Consider the following 26284-nt stretch of genomic DNA (forward strand, 5'->3'; position numbering starts at 1 on the left):
CGCATGCTGATCAAACGTAAATCCATAGAAGCCGAAGCCAACCTGCGCACCGGCCCGAAAGCCGCTGCTGCGGCACTGAAAAAACCTGCCCGCAAGCCCAAGTTTGCGCCCGTTACCCTGTCTGAAATGGACGGCGTACGCTTCCTGCACTTCGGCACCGAATGGGTGCAAGGCGCGATGCGCCTGCGCAAGCCGGATTGGATAGAGCTGGAATATGCGCAGCAGATGATGATGTGGATGCTGTTCATAGAGCAGCCCGCGCATATAGTGCAACTCGGACTGGGCACCGGCGCGCTGACCAAGTTTTGCTACCGCAATTTCGATGCAACCCAAGTAACTGCGATAGACCTGAATCCAGCTGTGATCTCGATCTGCGAAAGCATGTTCAAGCTGCCGCCGAATGACGACAGGCTGCAGGTCGTGGAAATGGATGCCAATGAATTCGTCAACGATGCCAATAACCATGGCAAGATCGATGTGTTGCAGGTAGACCTGTACGATGCAACCGCGCGCGGCCCGGTGCTGGACAGCCCCGAGTTCTACCAGGCCTGCGAAGCCTGCCTGACCGAGAACGGCATCCTGACGGTGAACCTGTTCGGCGACCACCCCAGTTATCTGAAAAACCTGAAAGCCTTGCGCTTTGCCTTTGACCAGGTGCTGTGCCTGCCTGAGGTCCATGACGGCAACGTCGTGGCAATTGCCTTCAAATCCAAGCCGGAGCTGGATTTTCCGGCGCTGTATGAACGTGCTGTAAGCATCAAGGAAAGCACCGGCCTGCCGGCGAAATCCTGGGTCAATGGTCTGAAGACAAACTCCTGAACCGCGAACGGATCGGCACACTATGGCTACTGCAACGACAAAACCTGCACACCGCTCGCTGAGCATGCAGCAAATCTTTACCTGGCTGATGGCAGACGGTATCGTGAAGAAGGAAACCGCGAAGGCGGACTTCAACCATGCGCAGGCAATGCTGAACAATGGTCCGGCAACCATGCATCCGCTGACTGCGGTCGCACAATGCAAGCTGCAATCGGCAGAGCCGCCGCACCGCGTGTTGACGCTGGACTGGCTGACCGAATGGACCGCAGGCAAGGTCAAACTGCCGTTTTACCGCATAGATCCGCTGAAGATAGACTTTACCAAGGTGTCCGACGTAATGTCGTCCACCTATGCGACCCGCTTTAATATCCTGCCGGTGGAATCAACGCCGACCAGCGTTATCATCGCGACCACCGAACCCTACAGCCATGAATGGCAGGAGGAGATCGCCAAGATTACCCGCAAGGAAATCAAGCTGGTGATGGCGAATCCGCTGGATATCTCGCAATATATCTCGCAATTTTTTACACTGGCAAAATCGATCAAGGATGCGAAGAAAGCTAGCAACAACGACCTGGCGCTGCGCAACAACTTCGAGCAACTGGTTGAGCTGGGCAAAGCCAATAAGCAGGTAGACGCCAACGACCAGCACATTATCAACATCGTGGACTGGCTGTGGCAGTTTGCGTTTGACCAGCGCGCATCCGATATCCATCTGGAACCGAAGCGCGAGATGGCGGCCATACGCTTCCGTATCGACGGTGTTTTGCACCAGGTTTACCAGGTGCCGGCACTTGTCATGATCGCCATGACTGCGCGTATCAAATTGCTGGGCCGTATGGACGTGATAGAAAAACGCCGCCCGCAGGATGGCCGTATCAAAACCCGTACCGCCGGCGGCCAGGAAGTGGAGCTGCGTTTATCCACCATGCCTACCGCCTTCGGCGAAAAAGTCGTGATGCGTATTTTTGATCCGGAAGTGGTTGTCAAGACATTGCCGGAACTGGGCTTCCCGGTCAATGACGCGGTGCGCTGGGATCATCTCACCAGCAAGCCGCACGGCATCATCCTGGTGACCGGCCCAACCGGTTCCGGCAAGACCACCACGCTGTACACCACGCTCAAGGCATTGGCTACCTCGGACGTCAACGTCTGTACGGTGGAAGATCCTATCGAGATGGTGGAAGCCTCGTTCAACCAGATGCAGGTGCAGCCGGGCATAGACCTGAACTTTGCCGATGGCGTGAAGGCGCTGATGCGGCAGGATCCGGACATCATCATGGTGGGCGAGATCCGCGACCTGCAGACTGCAGAGATGGCAATCCAGGCTGCGCTGACCGGCCATCTGGTGCTGTCCACGCTGCATACCAATGATGCACCTTCCGCCATCATGCGGCTGCTGGAACTGGGTGTTCCCTACTATCTGCTGGAAGCAACCATCATCGGCATCCTGGCGCAAAGGCTGGTGCGAACGCTGTGCAAGCATTGCAAGTCGGCCGACGGCGAACTGCCGGATGCGGTCTGGAAGAGCCTCACAGAAGAATGGAATATCCCAAAGCCCGCTACCGTGTACCGTCCCGTGGGCTGCCCGGAATGCAGGCAGACCGGCTTCATGGGACGTACCGGCATCTATGAACTACTGACCGTGACGCAGCCCTTTAGCAAGCTGATCAGGGAAGAATCGGACATCCATGCCTTGCGCGCGCAGAGCATCGCCGATGATATGAAGCCGCTGCGCATCGCAGGGGCTTACAAGATCATAGAAGGACTGACCACCGCGGAAGAAGTATTGAAAGTCACTTCTGCGCTGGTCTGATCGCTATTTCCATACTGTTTATGGTTTTCGCAGCGCCTATGGCAAAGTCTCATCCATGCATTTGTGTACGGCCCTGAACAGGCCGGCAAGGAAGCACTGATGACTGTATTAAGCAGGCAGGCTTTATTTTCCCGCACCTGGTTCCAGGTATGCGCGCTGGCGCTTGCTTATCTGCTGGCAGGCCGCCTGTCGCTGCTGCTGGCGATTCCCCCCGGTTACGCAATGGCCGTGTATCCGCCGGCAGGCATTGCGCTGGGCATTATCATCGTCGCAGGTTACCGTCTGTTGCCGGGGGTTGCAGCGGGTGCCTTCCTGGTAAATATGCTGATCAGTTGGGAATCCGCCGCCGGCATCTCCTGGGCATCAACGCTACTGGCAGCCTTGCTGGGCGGCGGCGCAGCCTTGCAGGCGTTGGCAGGCAGCTACCTGATACGCCGTTTCGCCGGCAGCAACCTGTCGCTAGACAAGGACACATCGATCTTCCGCTTCTTTCTGCACGGCGGCGTGCTGGCCTGCCTGATCAGTGCCAGCGTAGGCGTGCTGTCGCTGTACAAGCTGCATTTCATCCCCGGCGACCATGTGATCAACAACTGGCTCACCTGGTGGACCGGAGACACGCTGGGCGTGCTGACCATTACGCCCATCGTCATGGTCCTGTTTGCCCAGCCTAGGGAAATCTGGAATTCGCGCCGCTGGAATGTGATGGTGCCGCTGGCGATTTGCCTGGCAGTCGTGATCAGCGTGTTTACCTATATCCGCCACCGCGAAGAACAAAAACAATTCCTGGAATTCCGGCTGGAAGTGGAGCGCATCAGCCAGGATCTGCAAAACAAGCTGAACAATCACACCGATGCCGTCAATAATATAGAGCGCTTCTTCGCCAGCTCGAAATCGGTCAACCGCAGCGACTTTTCCACTTTCGTGCAGCACACGATAGATAGCAATAAGGCGATCACCTCACTCATCTGGGCGCCAAAACTCAGGCATGCCGACAAGACCGCCTTTGAGGCTTCGGTCCTGCAGGAAGGCTATGTCAGCTTCAAGGTTTCCGAGAAAGACGCCAGCGGCAAGCTGATTCCCGTCAAGGCGCGCGACGATTACTACCCTATCACCTATATCGCCCCATTCAGGACAGGCACGCTGGCCTTCGGTTTTGACATGGGTTCCAGCGATATTCGCAGGATTGCCATTGAAGAGGCCCGCGACAGCGGCAATCTGACCGCCACCGATCCACTGGTTCTGGTCACCGACAGCGGAGAACAGCATTCGGTCCTGCTGTATGCGCCCATCTACGCACCCGGCAAGCCTTTGGACAGCACTGAAAAAAGAAGGGAAGCTTTTCAGGGCGTGGCAATGAGTGTGTTACGGATGGGTGAAGTGATAGAAGATGCGCTCAGCAAGCAAGACCAGAAAAATATCCTGATCAAATTCTATGACCTGTCCTATCCGGGCAACAAGGGCATTTTTTACGATGCGATCAAGATCATCGATCCCGGACATTTCTTCCAGTCGACCATCAATTTCGGCGGCCGCCAGTATGCCCTGCTGGCCCAGCCTTCCAGCGCCTACTGGAATAGCCATGTGTCCTGGATAACGTGGTTCACGATGATAGGCGGCTTGCTATTCACCAGCCTGCTCGGCATCTATTTGCTGGTGGTGACTGCACATACCTTCAACGTAGAAATCCTGGTTACCCAGCGCACCAGCCAGTTGAATGACAGCGAAGAACGCCTGCGCGCCATCCTGGCCAATGCGGCCGAGGGCATCATCACGATGAACCCTAGCGGCTTCATCGAATCCGCCAACCAGTCGGCAGAGATTTTGTTCGACTATCCGCGCGGCGCGCTGTTCGGCAGGAATATCCTGAGCCTGTTCCCGGATCCGGCATCGGAAGCCTTCCTGCAAGGCTATATGCAGGACCAGTTGGAATTGCATGAGAAGCAGGCGCGCCAGGAAGTCGTCGGCAAGAAACGGCTGGACCAGGAAATCCCGGTGGAGCTGGCTATCGCCAGGGTGGAACTGGGCTCGCAAACACTGCTGGTGTTGATCCTGCACGATATGTCTGAACGCAAGCGAGTGGAGAAATTGAAGAGCGAATTTGTCGCAGCAGTTTCGCATGAGCTGCGCACGCCATTGACCTCGATCCGCGGCTCGCTGGGCCTGCTGGTGGGCGGCATAGGCGGCGCTATTCCGGCCAAGGCAAAGAACCTGCTGGAAATGGCCAACGACAATGCTGAGCGGCTTACCCTGCTGATCAATGATTTGCTGGATTTTGAAAAACTGGAATATGGCGGCATGCAATTCAACCTGCAAGAGACCTCGCTGCCTGCCCTGGTAAAAAAAGCCATCGACGCCAATAAGGGGTATGCACAGAAGTATTCAATCACGCTGCTGTTCGATGCGGAACACAGCGTTGATGCGGTCGTCAATGTCGATCAGCAGCGTTTTATCCAGGTGCTGTCCAATCTCGTGTCGAATGCCGTCAAGTTTTCCAAGAAGAACGGCCAGGTCGAGGTCTACCTGTCCCGCAGCAACGGCTGGGCCAGGGTATCGGTCGTGGACCATGGCATAGGTATTTCACGTGATTTCCAGGGCAGCATCTTCCAGAAATTCACACAGGAAGACGCCAAGGCTGCGCGCAAATATGCTGGCACCGGCCTGGGCCTGTCGCTGACCAAGACCATGATGGAAAAGATGGGCGGCCGCATAGACTTCAACAGCATAGAAGGCGAAGGCTCCACCTTTTACATAGAACTGCCGGTATTGTCCTAGGTTATCGGGGCTGCACTGGACTGCCCTGCACTAGGCCTGCGACGGCACCGGCCTAGCCCTTTTCAGCGCATCCTGCAAGCCATCCGCCACCTTCGCGTAACGCAGGCGCATGCCCAGCTCCGCCTTGATCCTGTCATTGCGCAAGCGGCGCGATTCCGACATGAAGGACAGCAGCATAGGGCTGACGGCCGCGCTCAGCTCGGCACGCGGCAGGCGCGGAGAACGCGGCAGCTCAAAAGCATCGGCCACCGCGTCAAAATACTCGGCCATTTTCATATCGCTATCATCCACTGCGTGATACACCCGCGACGGTGACGCGCGGAACAATGCAAGCTTGATCAATATGGCAAGATCTTCGGCATGAATATGATTGGTATAGACGTCATCTGCCTCAATCAGTGCAGGCGTGCCTTTTTGCAAACGCTCCAGTGGCAGGCGGTCGGCGGCATAAATGCCGGGTACCCGCAGGATGGACAAGGAAGAGTGACTGCGCTTGGCCCAGGCCCGCAATAGTTGTTCGGCTGCTACGCGACGCCTGGCGCGCGCATTGCGCGGGGCGACTGTACGGGTCTCGTCAAACTCCTCTTCGCCGCAATCTCCATACACACCGGTCGTGCTGATGTAAACAAGCCGGCTCTTGTCAGGTAGAATGGCGGTCAAATTACGGGTGCGGGCATCCGATTCGCCCTCGGAACGCGGTGGTGCCAAATGGACAATATGCGTTGCCAGGTTCGCCAAACGGGCCAGGCTGTCACGCTGATCCAGGTCGGCTACCAGCGGAACGGCACCGGCGGCACGCAGTTCAGCCACCCTGGCCGGCTGGCTGGTCACGGCAAATACGCGGAACTGCCGGTTCAGCAAAGGCAGCAAACGCAAACCCACGTCTCCGCATCCCAGCACCAGCAGCCGCGGCCTGGCTAATTTTTTTTGTTTATTTTTCATATTCAGGATTGTATGACTTTTCAAGTAACTGTGACTCCTAGCGGCAGCCAATTCAGCTGCGAGGAAGGCGAAACCGTATTGAGCGCGGCATTGCGCGCCGGTGTGGGCCTGCCCTATGGTTGTAAAAACGGCGCTTGCGGTTCTTGCAAGGGCAAGATCGTGGAAGGCAGCGTCACGCACGGCGTGCATCAGCAAAGGGCCTTGTCGGATGCGGAAGAAGCCGAAGGCGGCTCCTTGTTCTGCTGCGCCAGGCCGAACTCCGACCTGAAGATAGAAGCGCGCGAAATCGTCTCCGGCGGCGACTACCCCATCAAGAAAATGCCAAGCCGCGTTTCCAAGCTGGAAAAACTGTCCCACGATGTGATGCTGATTTCCCTGCAATTGCCTGCCAACGAGCGCCTGCAATACCGTGCCGGCCAATACATAGAATTCATGCTGCGCGACGGCAAGCGCCGCAGCTACAGCATGGCCAATGCGCCACACCTGGATGATCAGATCACATTGCATGTACGCCACATGCCGGGCGGCCTGTTCACCGACCAGGTATTCTCGACGATGAAGGAACGCGACATCCTGCGTTTTGAGGGCCCGCAAGGCACTTTCTTCCTGCGCGAAGACAGCAACAAGCCCATCATCCTGCTGGCATCAGGCACCGGTTTCGCACCGATCAAGGCGTTGGTGGAACAATTGATCCATACGGAATCGACACGCCCGGTCACGCTGTACTGGGGCGGCCGCCGTCCGGAAGACCTGTATATGAACAGCCTGTGCGAAGAATGGGCTGCGACGCTGCCCAACTTCAAGTATGTGCCTGTGGTTTCAGACGCGCAGCCGGAAGACGGCTGGACAGGCCGTACCGGCTTTGTACATCGCGCGGTAATGGAAGACCATGCCGAGTTGCTGAATTACCAGGTCTATGCCTGCGGCGCACCTATCGTAGTCGATTCTGCCAAATTCGATTTCACCGCAATGTGCCAGTTGCCTGCAGAAGAATTCTATGCAGACTCCTTTACGTCGGAAGCCGATCTGGTGGCATAGCCTTCCCCTGCCTTGCAGCACATGGATAGCCCGGCCATCGCCGGGCTTTTTTACATCCGCCTCCGGGCATCGCCCATGCTGCAACATCCAAAATTTGAAACTTCGCCTCAGCGAAAGAGGCCCTATCGTACAGATGGATACTTTTCAGCCAGGAACCTGATGCGAGCATCTCCACCACAGCTATTCTGAATGCTGCTTTCAACCTCATAACACAATATGAAATTGAGGTCGTTGCATAGGTGAGACAATAGCAATTTCTGCAAGCAAGCACGGTGACTAGTCGATAAAATGGCTTAGTCCGCACCCATGCAGTCCTTACCGGTTCAGGTTTACTACGATGAGCGATCCTAGTCCAGCATCTGTTACCCCGCCTCCAGCGACGCCGGTCGAAGCCTATGACATCAGGCACGGTATTGCCTGCGCTCTGGTGTCTGTGCTGATAGGGACTACGCAGAGCCTGGGCATCAACATGATCAACTCCAACTTGACCGCCATCCAGGGTTCGCTGGGAGTAACGGCGGCGGAAATCGGCTGGCTGACTTCGGCGTTCTGGGCGACCTATTTGTCCACATCCCTGCTGATGACAAAATTCAGGCTGCAGTATGGGTTGCGCCTGTTCACCAATATCGCCATCAGTTGCTTTTTGGCCGGCACCATCATCCTGCTGTTTGCAGACGACATGCGCAGTGCAATCTTCGTCAGGGCAATGCAAGGATTTGCGGCTGCATGCCTTAGCACACTGGCACTGCTGTATATGGTCGAGTCCATGCCGAAAAAGTTTGCCCTGGTCGGACTGGTCCTGGGCATAGGCACGCTACAACTCGGTGCGCCGCTGTCGCGCATACTTCCGGAATCCTTGCTGGAAATTGGACGCTGGCAGGGCCTCAATATACTGGACATGTCGCTGGCGGTGATTGCCCTCGGGGCAATCAATGCAATCAGGCTGATGCCCCCTCCACGGCAAAAAGTCTTTTGTCCGGGAGACATCTTTGCTTTTGTCTTTTATGCCATCTCGCTGGGATTGATGGCTATCGTGCTGACGCAGGGCAGGACCGTCTGGTGGACAGACAGCGAGTGGCTGGGCATCATGCTGGCAATTTCCATCCTGTGCTTTGGTGTCTACCTGCATCTCGATTTGCATCGCAGCAGTCCGCTGCTAGACCTGAAATGGCTGTTCGGGCCTTTCATGCGCCGCCTGCTGCTGACAATTGTATTATTCCGCCTGGTGCTGAGCGAACAAACTGTCGGTGCTGTAGGCTTGCTGAATGCACTAGGAATGAACAATGATCAGATGCAGATCCTGTTCGTGTGGATTTTGCTCTCCACCGTACTTGGGTTTATCGTCGCCGGCCTGATTATCGCAACCGGCAAACTGCATATTCCCGGCTTGGTGGCCCTGCTGCTGGTCTGTCTGGGTGCCTGGCTGGATTCCAACTCTACCTCGCTGACCAGACCCTCTGAACTTTATTTCAGCCAGTCACTGATCGCCTTCGGTTCCTCCATGTATCTTTCTTCAGCGATCGCACTCGGCTTTACCAAGCTAATGGAAGGCGGTATGAAGAACTTTCCCAGCTTTGCTGCTGTCTTCAGCGGTGGCCAGGCACTGGCGACACTGGCGGCCAGTGCCTGGCTGAGCACTTTTGTGGTGGATGCACAGAAACTCCATTTCAGCGAACTGAGCCAATATCTTTCGCTGGCCAACCCGCAGGTGGCTTCCCGTATCAGCCAGATGGCCGCCGGTTTCAGCGGCACTAGCAGCGACCGGGCCGCAGCGACTTCAAGAGCGCTGGCGACACTGGGGCAGCAGGCCAATGTAGAGGCATCCGTGCGCGCCTATAACGACACGTTCGAAGTCATCGCCGCAGTTGCAGCACTGACTTTCCTGTGGCTGCTGATAGTAAATCTGATGCGAAATATTGAGAACAAAAAAACCCTGAGCACATAGACCAACCCTTCCAAACCGGATAACCGACAATATGACCAGCCTCTCCGAAATTAATGCGCGCCTGAAGCCATGGATTACGCTGCCTATACTGATAGGTGTGCTGCTGGTCTTGTATGCCTGGCATCTACCGCCTTTTTCCAGCGCTTTAGAAACAACTGAGAATGCCTATGTACGCGGCAGTGTCACCATCATTGCGCCCAAGGTTGACGGCTATGTGACTGAAGTCCCGGTGCAGGATTTCAGTTCAGTCACTGCCGGCCAGGTCCTGGTCAAGCTGGACGATCGCATTTACCGCGCCAGGCTGGAACAAGCGCGCAGCCTGCTGGCAGTCCAGGAAACCGCACTGTCGAATTTTCCGCAGACTTTGCGCGTGCGCGAAGCCAATGTACAGGTAGGAGAGGCGCAGATCGCCAGCACCCACGCGCAATTGGCCAATGCCAAAGCCCAGTTGGCAAAAGCCACGGCGGATATGCGCCGAGTAGATGCATTGATGAAAGAAGATTCGCTGTCGCAAAGAGAACATGATCTGACCCGGGCCGCGTTGCAGCAGGCAGAAGCCGGCACCAAACAGGCAGAAGCCGCCGTCCGGCAGGCAGATGCAAATAGCATATCGTCGAAGCAGGATCTGACCTCGGTCAAAGTCAATCGCTCGGCCCTTGAAGCATCTGTTGCAAGCGCCAAAGCCAGCGTCCGCCTGGCGGAAATCGATCTGGAAAACACCAGCATACGCGCCCCTCGCAGCGGCCAGGTCGGAGAGGTCGGAGTCAAGCTGGGGCAATACGTTGTACCGGGAACGCAATTGATGCCGCTGGTGCCTTCCACGGTCTGGGTGGTCGCCAATTTCAAGGAAGCCCAGACCGCCCATATGGAGCCGGGGCAGCCAGTATCCTTCACCGTCGACGGCCTGGCAGACGCAAAGCTGAAGGGGACGATAGAAAGAATATCGCCGGCGACAGGCTCGGAGTTCAGTACCATCCGCCCCGACAATGCGACTGGGAATTTCACGAAAATCCCTCAGCGCCTGCTGGTGCGTATCGCCATCGATACCAGTGATCCGCTGGCGGCCCGGCTCAGGCCGGGCATGTCCGTGGTCGCCAGCGTGGATACGGCGAAATCGCCGTCCAAGTCCCCTTCCACCGCGGCCAAGCAATGAGCATGTTTAATTTAAAGCCTTGCATCCAGCTACTTGCCTGCGCTTTTTTTCTGAGCGCCTGCACGACGGCACAGTTGAAACCGCAGTCTATGGATCTTGCGGTTCCCGAGCAATGGTCCAAGGCCACGGGCGAAAGCCGGCTGGACCAGCAATGGTGGAACAACTTTGGCGACCCGGTGCTGGCGCAGCTCATCGATCAGGGCTTGCGCAACAACAAGGACCTGAGAATCGCAGCCGCCCGGGTTGCAGAAGCGAGAGCCCTGCGCGATTTTGAGGCCGGGGAAGAATTACCCTCGCTGGGATTCGGGGCAGGCGGAGAAAGGGCCAGGGCCTTGAATCCCTTTGGCAAGCCGTATTCGGCCAACAATGCGCAGGCACAATTCCAGGCTGCGTATGAAGTAGATGTATGGGGGCGGCTCAGCGCACTGACCAAAGCGTCAGAAGCGTCTCTCGCTGCCAGCAAGGCCAACCAGGACGCGGTTGCGCTGAGTGTCGCAGCAAATATCGCGGCTACCTATATCAACCTGCGTACGCTGGATGCCAGGCTGATCGTGGCACGCCAGACCCTGGTGTCGCGTACCTCGGCCCTGAAGCTTGCGCAATCCAGGCGCGACAACGGCGATACTTCATTTCTGGAACTGTCGCAGTCAAAGTCTGAATACCATGCAACCGCGCAAGTCATCCCGCAACTGGAAACGGCAATCCACCAGGCAGAGCATCGCCTGGCCATCTTGCTGGGGCAGGCACCGGGGCCTATTGCCAGAGGCAAGGCGCTGGATGAGATCGCCTATCCTGAATTGCCGGGCACTGGCCTGCCATCGGAACTGCTGAAACGGCGACCGGATATCGCAGCCGCAGAAGATGCAGTCGTGGCAAGCAATGAGCGCCTGTCTGCAGCCAAAGCGCAACTGCTGCCTTCCGTGAAATTGTCGGCCAGCCTGGGGCGCGTCACATCGACCGCGCTGTCCGGCGATCCGTTTACCTTGTGGAGCCTGGGCGGCAGCATCCTGGCGCCGGTATTTGAAGGCGGCAGATTAACGGCCCAGGTCAATGCCAGTGTTTCGCGTGCCGACCAGGCGCTGATCACGTATGAAAAAACAGTACTGACGGCATTTGGCGAAGTGGAAGATGAGCTCGCTGCCATCGACCGGCTGGCGGTCCAGATCTCGGAAGCTCAGCAGCAGACCGAGGCGCTGACGCAAGCGGTCAGGATCGCCCACAGCCGGTATCAGGCCGGTTATGTGTCCTACCTCGACGAAGTCGATGCGCAACGCAATCTTTTCAATGTGCAGCAAGCACTGCTGCAACTACAGGCCGCCCGGCTGGTTGCATCGGTGAACCTGTATCGCGCGCTGGGGGGCGGCTGGCAGCAGTGAAACAATGAAGCAATGAGCTGTACGCGGCTCTCCAAAGAAAAAGCCCGGCCAGTGCCGGGCTTTTTCATGCCGCCGGAATTCTAAGCTGCTTGTTCCAGTGGCATATCACCCGATCATGCCTGGGTTGCCAATATTGCAATCAGCTCTTGCCATGCCCTGCTCCGGACACAGCCCCCCGCACTATTCCGACCAATCATCGCCAATTTTTCTTGTGCCTACCTTATGCCTAACAAGGCAGATTCACGACAATTCTGTCCGGATAGTAGTTCCTGCCGACAGGTTTATCCCAAACCGCCCAGCCCCTATAGTGGACTGCATCAACAACCCATCTTTAGGAATCTGTTCATGAGCGCCCTGTTTTCACCTTTCCAATTCCGCGATCTGGCGATCAGCAACCGCGTCGCCGTGTCTCCAATGTGCCAGTATGTAGCGATAGACGGCAAGCCGACTTCCTGGCATCTGATCCATCTGGGCGGCCTGGCTTTATCCGGCTCCGGCATGTTGATCATGGAAGCAACTGCAGTCACGCCGGAAGGCCGCATCACGCCGGGTGACCTCGGCTTGTGGGACGACGACACCGAAGCTGCCCTGAAGCCAGTGGTTGCCGCCGTGCGCGAGCATGCCGACATTGCACTCGTCATGCAGATCGGCCACGCCGGCCGCAAGGCATCCAGCGACACGCCCTGGAATGGCGGCCAAATGCTCAGCGAGGAACAGGGCGGCTGGCAAACCCTGGCCCCCTCGGCCTTACCGCAGAAGGAGGGCGAAATCCTGCCGCAGGCACTGGATGCCGCGGGACTGCAACGCTTGCGCGACGCCTTCGTCGATACCGCCAGACGCGCGGCGCGGTTAGGCGTGGACGGTCTTGAACTCCATGCGGCGCATGGCTATCTGTTGCACCAGTTCCTGTCGCCGATTGCCAATGTGCGCAACGATGAATATGGCGGCTCGCTGGAAAACCGCATGCGCTTTCCACTGGAAATTTTCGATGCGGTGCGTGCTGTATTCCCTGCAGGTAAACCGATAGGCGTCAAGGTTTCCGCTACTGACTGGATGAATGACGGCTGGGACCTGGAGCAGACGATTGCCTTTGCCCAGGCCCTGAAAGAGCGTGGCGCAGACTGGATCAGCGTCTCGTCCGGCGGCATTTCCCCATTGCAGAAAATCACCGTGGGACCGGGATACCAGATACCGTTTGCCCAGGCAATCAAGCAAGCAGCAGGCCTTCCCGTGATTGCTGTCGGCCTGATCACTGAAGCCCGGCAAGCAGAAGAAATCATTGCAAGCGGACAGGCGGACATGGTGGCGCTGGCGCGCGCCATGCTCTACGATCCACGCTGGACATGGCATGCGGCGGCCGAGCTCGGCGCCTCGGTGCACGCCCCTGCTCCGTATTGGCGCGCGCCTCCTCGCGGCAAGGAAGCTCTGTTCAAAGACACCGCTTACGGTGCGCGCTGATACGGCAGCGTTCATGCATGTAGCCCGGCAATGCCGGGCTTTCTTTTATGCAGGAACTATGCAGAAGCGCGCATCGCAGCCAGCGTCTGCTTTATGCCCTGCTCGTAGGAAGTCTTGACCAGGCCAGGCAGCAATTTGCGCAGGTCGCTATCATCCATCAGCACAGGCGAGGTTTGCAGATAGTGCATCTCGACCAGCTCGCGCATGAAGTGGTCGAACAAACCCAGCAGCCGTATCATCCATTTGCGAAACACTAGCATCCTCGGCTTGCTGCCGGCCTGCGCAAAGATCTTGCCTGCAAGCTGGCGCTGCGATATGACATCGGCGCCGGCGAAATGCCAGACGCGGCCATAGGCCTTGTCATTGTCGGCCAGGGCCAGTAGGGCCGGCCCCGCGTCCGGGACATATACAAATTCATGTGGCGTATCGATGGGGCCTATCATCATCGCGCGCGGGCCACCCAGGGCTGCCTTGAACACGCTATCCAGCAAGCTCTTGTCCACGCCTGGGCCGTAAAAATCCGGCAGGCGCAACACCGTGCCGCGTATCTTGCCTGCGCGGTCCGCCGCCATCAGCAAATCTTCCTGCTGCTTGCGCATCTGGCCCTTGAAGGTATGCGGCTGGCGCGGATGGTCTTCCTTTACCTTGCCTGTGGTGGGCATGCCGTAAGGATAAACGGTTCCGCTCAGTACAAAATGCCTGACGTTTTCTGCGATGGCCGCTTCCAGTGTTTTTTGCATTAGCACCGGATGCTGGTCAAATTTCCAGTAATCCACACCAACCAGATAGATCACAGTATCGATGCCGCGCGCAGCTGCGCGCATGGAGGCGGCGTCATCGGTATCCCAGCACACGATTTCGGCCAATGGGTCATCGCCAAAATTCTGTTGTAGCGCTGCAGCAGAGCGCCCGACCACCCGGTAAGCGCGGCCCTGCTCACGCAATGCGGCGGCGACGCTCTTGCCTATTGCGCCGGAGGCGCCGAACAGTGCGATGCTAGGACTGCCTTTTTGAGTGCCTGGAGCTGATACCGTGCGCTGAGTAGTTTCCATCGTGTTCTCCTTGAGTGGTTAAGTGGTTAAGCAATGGAGTCATGTTATTATCCGCAGTGAAATGCGTCCAATGCATGTTTTATATAAAGCAATATGCACCAAAAGAATTTAAGAGCCATCGACCTCAATTTGCTGGTAATCCTGGATGCGCTGCTGACGGAGCGCAGCGTCACCCGTGCCGCCGCGCGCCTGTACCTGACCCAGCCCGCCACCAGCCATGCACTGGAAAGACTGCGCCTGCTGTTCCAGGATCCCTTGCTGGAGAGAAGAAAAGGCGGCATGGCGCTGACTGCCCGTGCAGAAGAATTGCAGGCGCCGCTAAGGGAGGTGCTGGAGGAACTGCAACGCCTGGTGCATATGCCGGATCTTCCCTTGTCGGAATTAAAACAGACTGTGCATCTGGCCATGCCCGATTTCCCGGCTGCGCTGGTCGTGCCGCAACTGTGGGCGGCATTGCAGGACACGGCGCCCGGCATCAACCTGGTGGTGCATAACTGGACCGACAATTCGCTGGAGATCGCCAGGCTGCAAAAGGGCGAGATCAGCCTGGTGCTGTCCACGCTGGGCGCGGTGCCAGCAGATGTGGAAAAGGTCCATATCGCGCAAGAAGGCTATGTCGGCATCGCCGCCCTGCAGCATCCCATCGCCGAATACCCCGGCGTCGAAGAATTTACCTCCTATCCACATGTGCTGATGTCTGCCAAAGGCAGCCAGGCCAGCCCTTTCGACCAGCAGCTCGCGGCACTGGGCCACCAGCGCCGGGTCGGCATTTCCATTTCCAGTTTCCTGACTGTGCCTTCCATCGTGGAGGCATCCAACGCAATCGCGCTGATACCACGCAGCATGGCCAGGCACTGGAGCAATTCCAGCAAGCTGAAACAATTCATCCCGCCGGTGGATGCGGGCAGCTTCAGCGTGGACATGGCCTGGCACAAGCGGCGCAGCCATGACAAGGCGGTGCAACTGGTTGCGGAGTTGTTGCTCGGAATCATGCAGCGAAATCTCGCTTGATATTGTTATTTTACAAATAGATGAAAAAATTAAAATAGGGCAAAAAACATTTTGACGCAGTGCGCAAAACGTCCTACTATCCGTTTTATGAAAAATTTCCCTAACATGTCTTCACCAAATATCGCGCGACGTAGTGCTATGCACCCGGAGCCTGGGCGTGTTGTGTGAAGATCGTGCGCGAGAAATAAGCTGCACCAGAACACCGAAGCCACAGGCCTAACCTGTGGCTTTTTTTGTATCTAGACCAGAACTGAATACGCCTTACAGCCTTACAATCCCAGCCAGAATTTTCAATTGCCGGACATTTAACCCAGGAGCCTAGAAATGGAATACAGCCAGTACAACGTCAATGCCCTCATGTACATCACGCCACGGCCGGAACTCGTGTTTACCGAGGGCAGCGGCATGTGGCTGACCGACAATAACGGCAAGCGCTACCTGGACTACCTGCAAGGCTGGGCTGTCAATTGCCTGGGCCATTCGCCGCAATGCATACAGGATGCGCTGATCAAGCAATCCAAAACTCTGATCAACCCTTCCCCGGCTTTCTACAATGCACCGGCCATCGAATTGGCCAGCCTGCTGACGGCCAATTCCTGCTTCGACCGCGTATTCTTTGCCAATAGCGGCGCGGAAGCAAATGAAGGCGCGATCAAGCTGGCACGCAAATGGGGCCAGAAAAACAAGAATGGCGCGTTTGAGATCATCACCTTCGACCATGGCTTCCACGGTCGCACGCTGGCGACCATGTCAGCCTCCGGCAAACCGGGCTGGGATACGATTTTTGCACCGCAAGTGTCCGGCTTCCCAAAGGCGGACCTGAACGACATCGCATCGGTAGAAAAGCTGATCACCGACAAGACCGTCGCCGTAATGCTGGAGCCGGTCCAGGGCGAAGGCGGCGTATTGCCTGCCAGCCGCGAATTCATGCAGGCTTTGCGTGCACTGACCAAAAAGCACAATATCCTGCTGATCGTGGATGAAGTGCAATCCGGCATGGGCCGCACCGGCTCCCTGTTCGCCTACGAAAATTCCAATGTTGAACCGGACATCATGACGCTGGCCAAGGGCATAGGCGGCGGCGTGCCGCTGGCAGCCTTGCTGTGCAAGGAAGAAGTGGCCTGTTTTGTCCCTGGCGACCAGGGCGGTACCTACAACGGCAACCCATTGATCACGGCAGTCGGCATCGCCGTGCTGAAAGCGCTGCTGGAGCCTGGCTTCCTGGCTTCGGTGCAGGAAAAATCGGCCTACCTGAGCAAGGCCCTGCTGAAATTGTCCGAGCAGTTCGGCCTGCAGGGCGAGCGCGGCGAAGGCTTGCTGCGGGCATTGAAGCTGGGTTCCGACATCGGTCCGCAGATCGTGGAAGTGGCGCGCAATATGGGGCCGGTGGGCTTGCTGCTGAACTCCCCACGCCCTGACCTGCTGCGTTTCATGCCAGCACTGAATGTCAGCATTGCAGAAATCGACCAGATGATAGACATGCTGGGCCAGGTATTGCAGCAAGTGAAAAAATAAGCCAAGCCGCTTAGTCGTACGTACCGGGCGGCAGGCTTCCTGCCTGCCGCCTGTCAGCAACTCCCCCTCCTATTCCCCCGCAAAAGCTCCTCCCTCCCGCATGTAATACTCCGGGGCATCCGGGAATATACGCAGAACTTTTCGCAAAAAAGCCGGTCTGACTGCTGCTCTCAAGTAATATAAGAAAACAAAGCGCAATAACCATATAAGCATAATCAGCAAGCCGGCATCATGCCGTCCTTACTCCGACCAACTTCTTAGTGTGCACCATGAAAATTTCACGTCTTGTGCTATCCCTTGCCCTGGCAGGGGCCATCTCACCTGTGTTCGCCGGTGACGCCTATTACCGATTCCCCACCATCCATGCGGATTCCGTCGTGTTTACTGCCGAGGGCGACCTGTGGCGCGTGGGCAGCAGCGGCGGCCAGGCGCAAAGGCTGACGACGCACCCGGCGGCGGAAACCAATGCGGCAATCTCGCGCGACGGCAAATGGCTGGCTTTTTCTGCATCGTATGAAGGGGCGCAGGAAGCCTATGTGATGCCGCTGGCAGGCGGCTTGCCCAAGCGCCTGAGCTTTGAAAACGGCGCCGTCAACGTATTGGGATGGACCGCGCAAGGCGAGGTGCTGGTCACCACGCAAAACAGCACCGGCCCTTCGGCACACCGCATCATTGCCGCGATCAATCCGCAAAGCATGATCCCCAAGGTGTTTCCTGTGGCCGACGCCAATGAAGCGACACTGGATGATAGCGGCAAGACCCTGTACTTCACGCGCTACGGCCTGCACATGACCAATGACAATGTGCGCCACTACCGCGGCGGCGCCTATGCGCAGCTATGGCGCTACGACCTGCAGGGTAAGTCGGAAGCGCAGCCACTGTTTGCCGGCGATACGTCCAACAACAAGCGCCCTATGTGGTGGAACAACCGGCTGTATTTTGTCAGCGACCGCGAAGGTGCGGACAATCTGTGGAGCATGAATCCGGACGGCAGCGACAAGCGCGCGCTGACCGCCAACAAGGAATGGGATGTGCGCAACGCCAGCATGGGCGACGGCAAGATCATCTATCAACTGGGTGCCGACCTGCATGTGTTTGACATTGCTGCACAGAACGACAAGCTGCTGAAGATAGACTTGGTCTCCGACTTTGACCAGCAAAGAAGCCGCCAGATCAAGTCGCCGCTGGAGCAATTGACCAATATCCAGCTTTCCAACAAGGATGAGCGCATCATCATCACCGCACGCGGACGCGCCAGCATTGCCGGCACCGGCTCGCAAAGGCGCATAGAGATCGCAGTACCGGAAGGCTCGCGCGCCCGCGATGCCGTCTTCAGCTATGACGATAAATGGGTGTATGCAATCGTCGACACCACCGGCGAAAACGAGATCTGGCGCTTCCCGGCCAATGGCGCCGGCCCCGGCGTCGCCCTGACACATAACGGCGACAGCCATCGCTGGCAGCTCTACCCTTCTCCGGACGGCAAATGGCTGGCGCACACCGACAAGCGCGGCCGCTTCTGGCTGCTGGAACTGGCCACCGGCAAGAATACGGCAATCGACGATGCCGGCAAGATAGGCGTGGACAAGCATGAAGAGGTAGTGTGGTCGCCCGACAGCAAGACACTGGCCATGGTACGCGCCACCAACAGCGCGCAGCGCGACCAGATAGGCCTGTATGCACTGGACAGCAAGGAGCTGGCCTTCGTCACCACCGACCGCTACACCGCCAGCTCGCCGGCGTTTTCTCCCGACGGCAAATGGTTGTACTTCCTGTCCGACCGCAATTTCAAGCTGACCAATGGCGCGCCCTGGGGCGACCGCAATATGGGGCCGGTATTCGACAAGCGCACCGGCGTGTATGCGCTGGCGCTGCAGCCCGGCAACCGCTTCCCTTTCAAGCCCGATGATGAGTTGAGCAAGGCGCCGCCTGAAAAATCCGATAAGGACGCCGCAGCCAAGACAGCCGATGCCAAGGACGACAAGGACAGCAAGAAGCCGGCAGCCGAAGCAGACAAGAAAGCAGCCAAGCCGGCCTCGCCCGCTGTTGTACTGGCAGGACTGTCCTCACGCCTGTATGAAGTGCCGCTGGCAGCCGGCAATTACCGCGCACTTGCAGTGGATGACAAGCGCCTGTATTTCCTGGAACAGGATGGCGACAACGGCAAGGCGAACCTGAAAACCCTGGCAATCAGCAAGACCGGCCCGCAGCCGGAAGTCTTTGCGGCCGGCGTGCGTTCCTATGACCTGTCGAATGACAGGAAACGGGTCTTCTATCGCAGCTTTACCACCAACGGCCCCGGCGAATTCGTCATCGTGGAAGCCGGCGCCAAGCAGCCTGCCGACATCAGCAAGGCCAAGATCAAGATCGATGACTGGTCTTTCAGCTCCAATCCGCGTGAAGAATGGAAGCAGATGTTCACCGATGCCTGGCGCATGCACAGGGATTTCCTGTATGACGACAAGATGCGCGGACTGGACTGGCTGAAGATACGCAATAAATATGCGCCGCTGGTGGACCGCATCACCGACCGGGCCGAGCTGAACGACATCCTGGGCATGATGGTGGCCGAGGTCGGCGCGCTGCACTCGCAGGTGGCCCCAGGCGACATCCGCAAGGGCTTGCCGGAAGGCCAGCCTGCCGGTCTGGGCGCGGTCCTGTCGCGCACTGCCGAAGGCTACCGTATAGACCATATCTACCGTAGCGAACCGGAACTACCGGCAGACCGCGGACCGCTGGCGCAGGCTGATATGGATATCAAGGATGGCGACGTCATTACCGCAGTCAATGGCAAGCCCGTGCTGAAGGCGCGCGATATCTCGGATCTGCTCCTGAACCAGGCTGAAAAACAGGTCTTGCTGGAAGTGAAGCGCGGTGCGGCCCCGGCCAAGCCTTTTGTGGTACTGCCGGTATCCATGAGCAAGCAAAACAGCCTGCGCTACAGCGACTGGGAACTAAGCCGCAGTGCACGGGTGGATACAGAATCGAAAGGCAAGATCGGCTATCTGCACCTGCGGGCCATGGGCCAGAATGATATCGCCAGCTTTGCGCGCGACTTTTACAGCAATATCAACCGCGACGGGCTGATCATTGATGTGCGCCGTAACAACGGCGGCAGCATCGATAGCTGGATCATAGAAAAACTCTTGCGCAAGGCCTGGGCTTTCTGGTCTTCGCCGAACAACCAGCCTAACAGCAATATGCAGCAAACCTTCCGCGGCCACCTGGTGGTGCTGATGGATGAGCTGACCTATTCGGATGGCGAAACCTTTGCCGCCGGCATCAAGGCGCTTGGCATTGCGCCGCTGGTGGGCAAGCGTACTGCCGGTGCCGGCGTCTGGTTGTCCGACCGCAACCGCCTGGTGGATAACGGCATGGTCAGGGTCGCAGAAAACGGCCAGTTTGCCGCCGATGGCCGCTGGCTGATTGAAGGCATAGGCGTGATCCCGGATGTGGAAGTGGATAATCCTCCACATGCAACCTTCAACGGTGAGGACAGGCAATTGGAAGTCGGCCTGCAAATTCTGGAGAAAAAATTGAAGGAACAGCCAGTCAAGCCTTACACGCCACAGGTCATCCCTGCACTGTAAGTATCCGCGAGACACAATTGAAGCCCGCCCTGGTGAACGACAGGCGGGCTTTTTTCTTGCCCGCCGCTTTATTGTGAAACGGGCTGGCAGCAAACGTCCTTGCCCTTCGCGTATAAAACCTTATCATTGTTAGAACTCATTTCATCAATAGGAGTGAGATGCGTTTGTCTTAAAAGCGGCGCTGGCAATGTGGTGGAGCAGAGGTTTTGCGCAGCCTGCTGCGCGCCTGCGCAACGATACGGGCTTGCAAGCCCGTATGCGCCCTGCAAGGGCGAGGCGTCAATAGCGAGCTATTGACAACGAGTGCAACGCAGTCCAGCGCCACTTTTAAGGCAAACCCTTCGGGAACGGCCCATTTGGGCGCATTGCAGCGTGCGGGCCCGCCTAGGGCGCTAGCAAAGGGAACCACCCTTTGCGTCGCGACACGCCTCGCACTGCATCCCAAATGGACTCGTTCGCACTCGCTCCTATTGATGAAATGAGTTCTAGCATTTAATAATAAGGAGACGATATGGGAAAAAGCATACTGAAAGGAATTTTGTACCTGTTGCTGCTATTGCTGGTGCTGATCGCAGCATCCATCGCCCTCACCTGGGCGCCGGATAAGCCGGTATCGGAGCTGAAGCAGCGCTGGGCGCCGCCACCGTCGCAATTCATAGCCGTCAAAGGCTTGCAAGTCCATATCCGGGATGAAGGCCTCAGGGACGATGCCGTTCCCATCCTGCTGATACACGGCACCTCGGCCAGCCTGCATACCTGGGAGGGATGGGTCGCTGCGCTGAAGGACAAGCACCGGGTCATCACGATGGATCTGCCGGGCTTTGGCCTGACCGGCCCCAACGCCCAAGATGATTACAGCAATGCGGTGTATGTCCGCTTCATGCTGGACCTGATGGATAAGCTGGGCGTGCAAAAATGTATACTGGGCGGGAATTCGCTGGGTGGTGAAATCGCCTGGCAAGTTGCCGCCGCCGCGCCGCAAAGGGTGGAAAAGCTGATACTGGTGGATGCCGGCGGCTATGCCTTCAAGCCAAAGTCGCTGCCGATAGGCTTCATCATCGCGCGCACTCCCGGCCTGAACAAACTGATGGAATCGACATTGCCGCGCAGCATGATAGAAAAGAGCGTACGCAATGTGTATGGCGACCCGGCCAAAGTCACACCTCAACTGGTGGACCTTTATGAAGCGATGACCTTAAGGGAGGGAAATCGCCATGCTCTGGGAAGGCGCTTCGGCCAACTGGACGGAGGTGCGTCTGCGGAAAAAATCAAGGCCCTGAAACAGCCAACACTGATTATCTGGGGCGCACACGATGGCCTGATCCCGATTGAATATGGGCAACAGTTCCATCAGGATATTGCTGGCAGCCAATTTGTCCGCTTCGACCAGCTAGGACATGTGCCGCATGAAGAAGATCCTGTGGCCACAGTGGCGGTAGTGAAGACCTTTTTGAACTAGCACAGGTTTCAGCTTTCGATTGACACAATGAAAAAATCCCGGACTGGTCCGGGATTTTTTACATGCAACTGTCAAACTACTCAGGCATGCGCCCTTACCTGATCGCGCAGATTTTTGATCTGGTCATGATTGTGTAGCACGCCCTGATACTGGCGTTCCACAACCAGGCGTATATGCGCAGGCAAATCTTTTTCCAGTGCCTTACGATAGCTGCGTACCGCAGAATCCTCACCGCGCTCGCATTCATTCAAGACTGCCTCGTCATCCTTGCCGGTGATGGCGGTCTTGATATTGACCCAGCTACGGTGCAAGGCACCGGCAACACTACTGCTGGTTTCCGGATCACCGCCTTGGGCGCGTACCAGGTCTTGCAATTCACTCGCAGCGGCGGCACAGCCGCGCTGGCGGTCTACCAGCATGGCTTTCAATTGTGGATGGCGATCGCTGGCATCTTCCACGCAGGTTTTGAAACCTTCTTCACCGTCTTTGCAGGTTTCGATCAAATCGTTAAGGGTAGAAATGATATCGTCGTTTTCCATGATTTTTCCTTTACGTGAACGTGTGCAGTTGTACACACAGATAAGCGTCACTCCCTGGCTTTTTTAGCCATGCCGGAGCTCTTGCTGCGGTCTCCCACAAACGGGGTTGTGGAACGTCAAAGAGAAGTCTCTAACATGCAAACATGCTAATCACTACCGCATATGGCCGCCATCGGACATGGACTTTCGCCGCTGTAGGATTGAACGAAGCAGAAATCATGAGTACCTCGCTATTAAGGCTGCTGAATATAAATTTCCCCGGGGAAATAGTTGGCACGAAGCAGCGCAAATCAACTACAGCTCGCAAGCAGAGCCCGAGCAAATAAACCGCCTAATAAACGGGTTTCAGCGTGTCCTCATCCAAGGCTGTTCTCCCTCCCAATTCCCTCACCTGTCAAAACTTCATCTATTCCTACAAGCCCTGTCGCTGACGTCCTATATAAGTGTGCAGTTTGCCGATGCTAGTATCAATCCATAGAAAAATTGCTACAAAAATCCAACTAGCGTTTCCACAGTTTTCACGCAGCTTTTCAAAGTTAAGCAGCAATCACACACAGATGATTCACCAACACTGAGCCGGAGGATGCGCCATGAACAAAAGTCTGCTAAAGGGCCTGAGCATTTACTCACTGGGACTGACCCAGGAAATGTGTGGCCGCTTTCTGGGAAATAACCGTCTACAGGTATCGGGCGTGCACATGCAGGTGAGCGGCAAATGCCAGATAGCAGTGGGCGACGCGCAGAGTATCATCCGCGACTGCCTGAAACGGCAGGAAAAACCCGTATCCATCGGCATGAACACGCGCAGTACGACCTGAACACTTAGGGCAAACAGTCTGCTTCCGGCATTCGCCGGACGGCGCTACTTATCCGCACTAAGCACACATTTTTGCAACCTGAAACCGGAGAAATTTCATGCTTACTAAAAACCAACTCTTGCTAGCTGCCAGCCTTGCAGGCTGGGCTCTGTTCACTGTCATGGGCAAAAACCGCCATCATACGAAACGCCATGAGCGCAAGCAGCACAAGGTAGAACTGAATACCTGGGAAGGCGAAGGCGGCAATCTGCCTCCTCCGGCAAACACGGCTGGCGCTCCTGATACACAACTGCGTCACTAGTCTGTTATTTCTCAGCCCCTCTCTCTTTGCCTGAAAGGAGCAACGCCATGAATTTTATTGCCTGGTTCTTTTGTGTTGCAGCCATAGGCTGGCTGGCGGCATGCCTGATGAAACCGGCCATGGATCACAGCATGGCGTTGAACCTGGTAGTGGGCATTTTCGGCAGTGCTCTGGGGCAGTGGGTGCTACGCGCATTCTCAGGTTCGGCTGCACCAGCAAATATTACTCCCGGCGTTGCCGGCGAAGCTTTACCAACGGGTTTGGCCTTTGGCCCCGGCCCGGCGCTGGCTACTTTTTTTGGTGCACTGGTTTTACTGGCGCTGCTGAATCTGCTTCGCACAGGCAGAATGCGTTGATATTTCAGCTTAAGCAATGGCCTAAGCGATACGAATAAGCTCATCGGCGGATGAATCAAAAGGCCTTTTAATACGATTAACACGACATTGCGTTGCTGGTTGTTGATTCCTGAATACAGCAGCTTCGCTCTCAACCAAGGAGCTACTATGTCTATCAATGATAATTCCCCATTTCCAAGCAGCAGCGATGCGAACAAAACATCCATCGCCGATAAAGCCATTTCTGCCGTAGATACAGCAGTCGACTCAGCGAAAACTGCAGTCGCCAGTATAGATGCGCCAGCAATAGCAGAGCGTGCTGCCGAAGTCACACAAAAAACGGTGAAGCAGGCCATAGACAAACTGGCATGCACCGCATCGTCCGCTCTGGAAAGCGTACACCACACCAGCGAGAAATTCCATCTGGCGCAGCAACGCCTGCTGGATGATTGCCGCGTGCAGGTACGCCGCAAACCGATGGAATCCATTTTAGTTGCGGCAGCAGCAGGCTATTTGCTGAGCCAGATTTTTCAACGCAAATAAGCCTGGCAAAAGCTGCCGGCACACTAGAAAAGTAAAAAAAAAGAGGCGCTGCATTTGAAATGCAGCGCCTCTTTTTTTGCTTCAGTGTTCCTATAATCCCTGCGCTTCCAGCGTCTCATCAATCACGGATTCACGCGGATCGCCCTGTTTTTTCAGTGCGGACTGTAAACTCTTCATCTCGGTTCCCAGGTCGTCCAGCTCTTTTTCCGTCAGCAGCTTCTTCACTTTGGGGAACAGGTTCTCTTCCTCTTCCTTGTGATGATGTTCGGCCTGCTCCGACAATACTTTCAGCTTGGGTTGAAAGGTTTCATCTTCCGGCATCAGCTCTACCAGATCCGCCACCAGACGCTTTAGCGACAGATGCTCTTCCAGCGATTCCAGCAGGATGTCTTCCGTTTTTATCGCCTTCACGGCCGGATAAAAAATCTGCTCTTCGGAAGAGATATGCACACTCAGTTCGTCTGCCGCTTTCGCAAATAGTTTGTACTGGCCGCCGTCGGTCTTAGCCGCCAGCGCCTTCTTCAGCGTAGCTTCCAGCGAGCGGTGCTGGCTGGTCAGCAGTTTGATTGCATCCATGTGTTCTCTCCCCTGATGTTGGTTTTGCAGCCAGGCGCAAGGCAAAAAATTTGCAAGCGGACTGAAGCTTCTGCACTACCACGATAGGTTTAAGGGAATGCGCTTTCGGTACGCTAACGTACATATTTGTAGCACCGGGTGCGCGATACTAGCAAGCATAAAAATAGGCAAAAATATAGGTGAAAGCACCAACGACAATGAGCGAATATCACAAGGTACTCAGGGTACCGCGAAATAAAACGCATCCGATTCCCTTGCTCGAGCCCGCACTGATGGATGACCAGCCTGCCCCTCTCTCCAAGATTCCGGCCCCCGCGCCGGAATCTTTGCAATTGTCGACAGATCAGCGATTGCGTCTGATGCTGCGCAGTTCGGTCGAGCAATGGATTACACAACGCGCGGCGAGCAAAGGCGCCGCGCTGGCGTTTTACACCTTGTTTTCAATGGCACCCATCCTGGTGCTGGTACTCGCCATTGTCGGTACCGTCTTCGATAGCGATGTCGCACAAAAAGAGATTTTCTCGCAATTGACGGCACTGATAGGCCCAAGCAGCTCGGACGCCATCCAGGTATTGCTGGCCGGCGCGCACAATCCAGTCTCAGGCCGTATCGCAACAGCGGTGGCAACTGTCATTCTGCTGATAGGCGCCACCAGCGTATTTGCAGAGCTGAAAGCCAGCCTGGATGAGATATGGCAGGTGCCGCCTAATTACCAGCCCGGCATCCTGGGCCTGATCCGGACCAGGCTGCTGTCATTTGGATTGGTGCTGGTGCTTGCTTTTTTACTGTTGGTATCACTGGTCATTAGCGCCGGTCTCGCCATTTTGGAGCGCTACTGGGTTGGCTGGGCTCAAAATGTGCTGATCATCAGTCCCCTGTCTTCGTTTTTTTCATTCGCAGTGATCGCCTGCATGTTCGCGGTAATTTACAAAATGCTGCCGCAGATCAAACTGTCATGGAGTGATGTCTGGATAGGCGCGATAGGTACGGCAGGCCTGTTCAGCCTGGGAAAATACGGAATAGGCGTCTATTTGGGTAATAGCGCTGTTGCCAGCGGATATGGCGCAGCCGGCTCAGTCGTCGCTTTGTTGTTATGGATTTACTATTCTTCTCAGATTTTCTTTCTGGGGGCGGAATTTACCCGTCAATACGCCGAGTATTTCGGCAGCCTGCAAAATTCGAGGCGAAATCAGAACAAATGACGATAGTAGCAAGCCGATAGTGTA

The 26284-nt window shown here is 56.4% G+C and carries 21 protein-coding genes; 17 read left to right on the plus strand and 4 right to left on the minus strand.

Going from position 1 to position 26284, the window contains the following annotated elements; all coding sequences use genetic code 11:
• Positions 1-3 precede the first annotated feature (3 nt).
• The 3 genes from IEW12_RS12050 to IEW12_RS12060 all read left to right on the plus strand — a co-directional run bounded on the left by IEW12_RS12050 (position 4) and on the right by IEW12_RS12060 (position 5407).
• On the plus strand, positions 4-819 hold the full coding sequence (locus IEW12_RS12050) for a spermine/spermidine synthase domain-containing protein (RefSeq protein WP_188566280.1): 816 nt from the start codon (positions 4-6) through the stop codon (positions 817-819).
• Positions 820-841: 22 nt separating this feature from the next.
• Positions 842-2635, plus strand: a complete 1794-nt coding sequence (gene tfpB / locus IEW12_RS12055) for a type IV pilus assembly ATPase TfpB (RefSeq protein WP_188566281.1) — start codon at positions 842-844, stop codon at positions 2633-2635.
• Between the two features lie 99 nt (positions 2636-2734).
• On the plus strand, positions 2735-5407 hold the full coding sequence (locus IEW12_RS12060) for a CHASE domain-containing protein (protein WP_188566282.1): 2673 nt from the start codon (positions 2735-2737) through the stop codon (positions 5405-5407).
• A 30-nt stretch (positions 5408-5437) separates the two neighbouring features.
• On the opposite strand, the gene IEW12_RS12065 is transcribed toward IEW12_RS12060, so the two are convergent.
• On the minus strand, positions 5438-6349 hold the full coding sequence (locus tag IEW12_RS12065) for an NAD-dependent epimerase/dehydratase family protein (protein ID WP_188566283.1): 912 nt from the start codon (positions 6347-6349) through the stop codon (positions 5438-5440).
• Between the two features lie 12 nt (positions 6350-6361).
• Between IEW12_RS12065 and IEW12_RS12070 the strand changes: the two genes are divergently transcribed.
• From IEW12_RS12070 to IEW12_RS12090, 5 genes are all read left to right on the plus strand, one after another.
• On the plus strand, positions 6362-7387 hold the full coding sequence (locus tag IEW12_RS12070; RefSeq protein WP_188566284.1) for a CDP-6-deoxy-delta-3,4-glucoseen reductase: 1026 nt from the start codon (positions 6362-6364) through the stop codon (positions 7385-7387).
• Between the two features lie 337 nt (positions 7388-7724).
• Positions 7725-9332 carry an MFS transporter gene (locus tag IEW12_RS12075; protein WP_188566285.1) on the plus strand — a complete coding sequence of 536 codons (1608 nt, stop codon included), beginning with the start codon at positions 7725-7727 and terminating at the stop codon, positions 9330-9332.
• Positions 9333-9363: 31 nt separating this feature from the next.
• Positions 9364-10485: an HlyD family secretion protein gene (locus tag IEW12_RS12080; protein WP_188566286.1), complete on the plus strand. Its 1122-nt coding sequence runs from the start codon at positions 9364-9366 to the stop codon at positions 10483-10485.
• A gap of 2 nt (positions 10486-10487) precedes the next feature.
• A complete protein-coding gene (locus IEW12_RS12085; RefSeq protein WP_188566287.1) occupies positions 10488-11861 on the plus strand; it encodes an efflux transporter outer membrane subunit in 1374 nt (457 codons plus the stop codon).
• A gap of 345 nt (positions 11862-12206) precedes the next feature.
• Positions 12207-13319, plus strand: coding sequence for an NADH:flavin oxidoreductase/NADH oxidase (locus IEW12_RS12090; protein ID WP_188566288.1), 1113 nt, complete (start codon positions 12207-12209; stop codon positions 13317-13319).
• A gap of 56 nt (positions 13320-13375) precedes the next feature.
• On the opposite strand, the gene IEW12_RS12095 is transcribed toward IEW12_RS12090, so the two are convergent.
• Entirely contained in the window at positions 13376-14371 is a 996-nt protein-coding gene (locus IEW12_RS12095; protein WP_188566289.1) for an SDR family oxidoreductase, read from the minus strand.
• Between the two features lie 93 nt (positions 14372-14464).
• Between IEW12_RS12095 and IEW12_RS12100 the strand changes: the two genes are divergently transcribed.
• From IEW12_RS12100 to IEW12_RS12115, 4 genes are all read left to right on the plus strand, one after another.
• Positions 14465-15382, plus strand: a complete 918-nt coding sequence (locus IEW12_RS12100; protein ID WP_188566290.1) for a LysR family transcriptional regulator — start codon at positions 14465-14467, stop codon at positions 15380-15382.
• A 324-nt stretch (positions 15383-15706) separates the two neighbouring features.
• Positions 15707-16897: an acetylornithine transaminase gene (locus tag IEW12_RS12105; protein WP_188566291.1), complete on the plus strand. Its 1191-nt coding sequence runs from the start codon at positions 15707-15709 to the stop codon at positions 16895-16897.
• Positions 16898-17166: 269 nt separating this feature from the next.
• Positions 17167-20487 carry a S41 family peptidase gene (locus IEW12_RS12110; RefSeq protein WP_188566292.1) on the plus strand — a complete coding sequence of 1107 codons (3321 nt, stop codon included), beginning with the start codon at positions 17167-17169 and terminating at the stop codon, positions 20485-20487.
• Between the two features lie 511 nt (positions 20488-20998).
• Complete coding sequence (locus IEW12_RS12115) at positions 20999-21946, plus strand: alpha/beta fold hydrolase (protein WP_188566293.1); 948 nt, start codon at positions 20999-21001, stop codon at positions 21944-21946.
• Positions 21947-22026: 80 nt separating this feature from the next.
• Here the strand turns inward: IEW12_RS12115 and IEW12_RS12120 are convergent, their stop codons facing one another.
• Positions 22027-22485, minus strand: coding sequence for a PA2169 family four-helix-bundle protein (locus IEW12_RS12120; protein ID WP_188566294.1), 459 nt, complete (start codon positions 22483-22485; stop codon positions 22027-22029).
• A 590-nt stretch (positions 22486-23075) separates the two neighbouring features.
• Between IEW12_RS12120 and IEW12_RS12125 the strand changes: the two genes are divergently transcribed.
• From IEW12_RS12125 to IEW12_RS12140, 4 genes are all read left to right on the plus strand, one after another.
• Entirely contained in the window at positions 23076-23303 is a 228-nt protein-coding gene (locus IEW12_RS12125) for a hypothetical protein (protein ID WP_188566295.1), read from the plus strand.
• Positions 23304-23400: 97 nt separating this feature from the next.
• Positions 23401-23604, plus strand: coding sequence for a hypothetical protein (locus tag IEW12_RS12130; RefSeq protein ID WP_188566296.1), 204 nt, complete (start codon positions 23401-23403; stop codon positions 23602-23604).
• Between the two features lie 47 nt (positions 23605-23651).
• Positions 23652-23960, plus strand: coding sequence for a GlsB/YeaQ/YmgE family stress response membrane protein (locus tag IEW12_RS12135; protein ID WP_188566297.1), 309 nt, complete (start codon positions 23652-23654; stop codon positions 23958-23960).
• A 147-nt stretch (positions 23961-24107) separates the two neighbouring features.
• Positions 24108-24482, plus strand: coding sequence for a hypothetical protein (locus IEW12_RS12140; RefSeq protein WP_188566298.1), 375 nt, complete (start codon positions 24108-24110; stop codon positions 24480-24482).
• A gap of 90 nt (positions 24483-24572) precedes the next feature.
• On the opposite strand, the gene IEW12_RS12145 is transcribed toward IEW12_RS12140, so the two are convergent.
• Positions 24573-25058: a hemerythrin domain-containing protein gene (locus IEW12_RS12145; protein ID WP_188566299.1), complete on the minus strand. Its 486-nt coding sequence runs from the start codon at positions 25056-25058 to the stop codon at positions 24573-24575.
• Positions 25059-25417: 359 nt separating this feature from the next.
• Here IEW12_RS12145 and IEW12_RS12150 point away from each other — a divergent pair, with 359 nt between their 5' ends.
• Positions 25418-26260 (plus strand): YihY/virulence factor BrkB family protein, encoded by an 843-nt coding sequence (locus IEW12_RS12150; RefSeq protein ID WP_188566813.1) that lies wholly within the window; start codon positions 25418-25420, stop codon positions 26258-26260.
• Positions 26261-26284 lie beyond the last annotated feature (24 nt).

Origin of the sequence: Parundibacterium terreum, from assembly GCF_014636315.1 — a bacterium.
Lineage (GTDB): Bacteria > Pseudomonadota > Gammaproteobacteria > Burkholderiales > Burkholderiaceae_D > Undibacterium > Undibacterium terreum.

Excerpts from the sequence above, each read along its gene's own strand:
- IEW12_RS12050 (WP_188566280.1), top strand. The coding sequence starts at position 4 with ATGCTGATCAAACGTAAATCCATAGAAGCCGAAGCCAACCTGCGCACC.
- tfpB (WP_188566281.1), top strand. The coding sequence starts at position 842 with ATGGCTACTGCAACGACAAAACCTGCACACCGCTCGCTGAGCATGCAG.
- IEW12_RS12060 (WP_188566282.1), top strand. The coding sequence starts at position 2,735 with ATGACTGTATTAAGCAGGCAGGCTTTATTTTCCCGCACCTGGTTCCAG.
- IEW12_RS12065 (WP_188566283.1), bottom strand. The coding sequence starts at position 6,349 with ATGAAAAATAAACAAAAAAAATTAGCCAGGCCGCGGCTGCTGGTGCTG.
- IEW12_RS12070 (WP_188566284.1), top strand. The coding sequence starts at position 6,362 with ATGACTTTTCAAGTAACTGTGACTCCTAGCGGCAGCCAATTCAGCTGC.
- IEW12_RS12075 (WP_188566285.1), top strand. The coding sequence starts at position 7,725 with ATGAGCGATCCTAGTCCAGCATCTGTTACCCCGCCTCCAGCGACGCCG.
- IEW12_RS12080 (WP_188566286.1), top strand. The coding sequence starts at position 9,364 with ATGACCAGCCTCTCCGAAATTAATGCGCGCCTGAAGCCATGGATTACG.
- IEW12_RS12085 (WP_188566287.1), top strand. The coding sequence starts at position 10,488 with ATGTTTAATTTAAAGCCTTGCATCCAGCTACTTGCCTGCGCTTTTTTT.
- IEW12_RS12090 (WP_188566288.1), top strand. The coding sequence starts at position 12,207 with ATGAGCGCCCTGTTTTCACCTTTCCAATTCCGCGATCTGGCGATCAGC.
- IEW12_RS12095 (WP_188566289.1), bottom strand. The coding sequence starts at position 14,371 with ATGGAAACTACTCAGCGCACGGTATCAGCTCCAGGCACTCAAAAAGGC.
- IEW12_RS12100 (WP_188566290.1), top strand. The coding sequence starts at position 14,465 with ATGCACCAAAAGAATTTAAGAGCCATCGACCTCAATTTGCTGGTAATC.
- IEW12_RS12105 (WP_188566291.1), top strand. The coding sequence starts at position 15,707 with ATGGAATACAGCCAGTACAACGTCAATGCCCTCATGTACATCACGCCA.
- IEW12_RS12110 (WP_188566292.1), top strand. The coding sequence starts at position 17,167 with ATGAAAATTTCACGTCTTGTGCTATCCCTTGCCCTGGCAGGGGCCATC.
- IEW12_RS12115 (WP_188566293.1), top strand. The coding sequence starts at position 20,999 with ATGGGAAAAAGCATACTGAAAGGAATTTTGTACCTGTTGCTGCTATTG.
- IEW12_RS12120 (WP_188566294.1), bottom strand. The coding sequence starts at position 22,485 with ATGGAAAACGACGATATCATTTCTACCCTTAACGATTTGATCGAAACC.
- IEW12_RS12125 (WP_188566295.1), top strand. The coding sequence starts at position 23,076 with ATGAACAAAAGTCTGCTAAAGGGCCTGAGCATTTACTCACTGGGACTG.
- IEW12_RS12130 (WP_188566296.1), top strand. The coding sequence starts at position 23,401 with ATGCTTACTAAAAACCAACTCTTGCTAGCTGCCAGCCTTGCAGGCTGG.
- IEW12_RS12135 (WP_188566297.1), top strand. The coding sequence starts at position 23,652 with ATGAATTTTATTGCCTGGTTCTTTTGTGTTGCAGCCATAGGCTGGCTG.
- IEW12_RS12140 (WP_188566298.1), top strand. The coding sequence starts at position 24,108 with ATGTCTATCAATGATAATTCCCCATTTCCAAGCAGCAGCGATGCGAAC.
- IEW12_RS12145 (WP_188566299.1), bottom strand. The coding sequence starts at position 25,058 with ATGGATGCAATCAAACTGCTGACCAGCCAGCACCGCTCGCTGGAAGCT.
- IEW12_RS12150 (WP_188566813.1), top strand. The coding sequence starts at position 25,418 with ATGCTGCGCAGTTCGGTCGAGCAATGGATTACACAACGCGCGGCGAGC.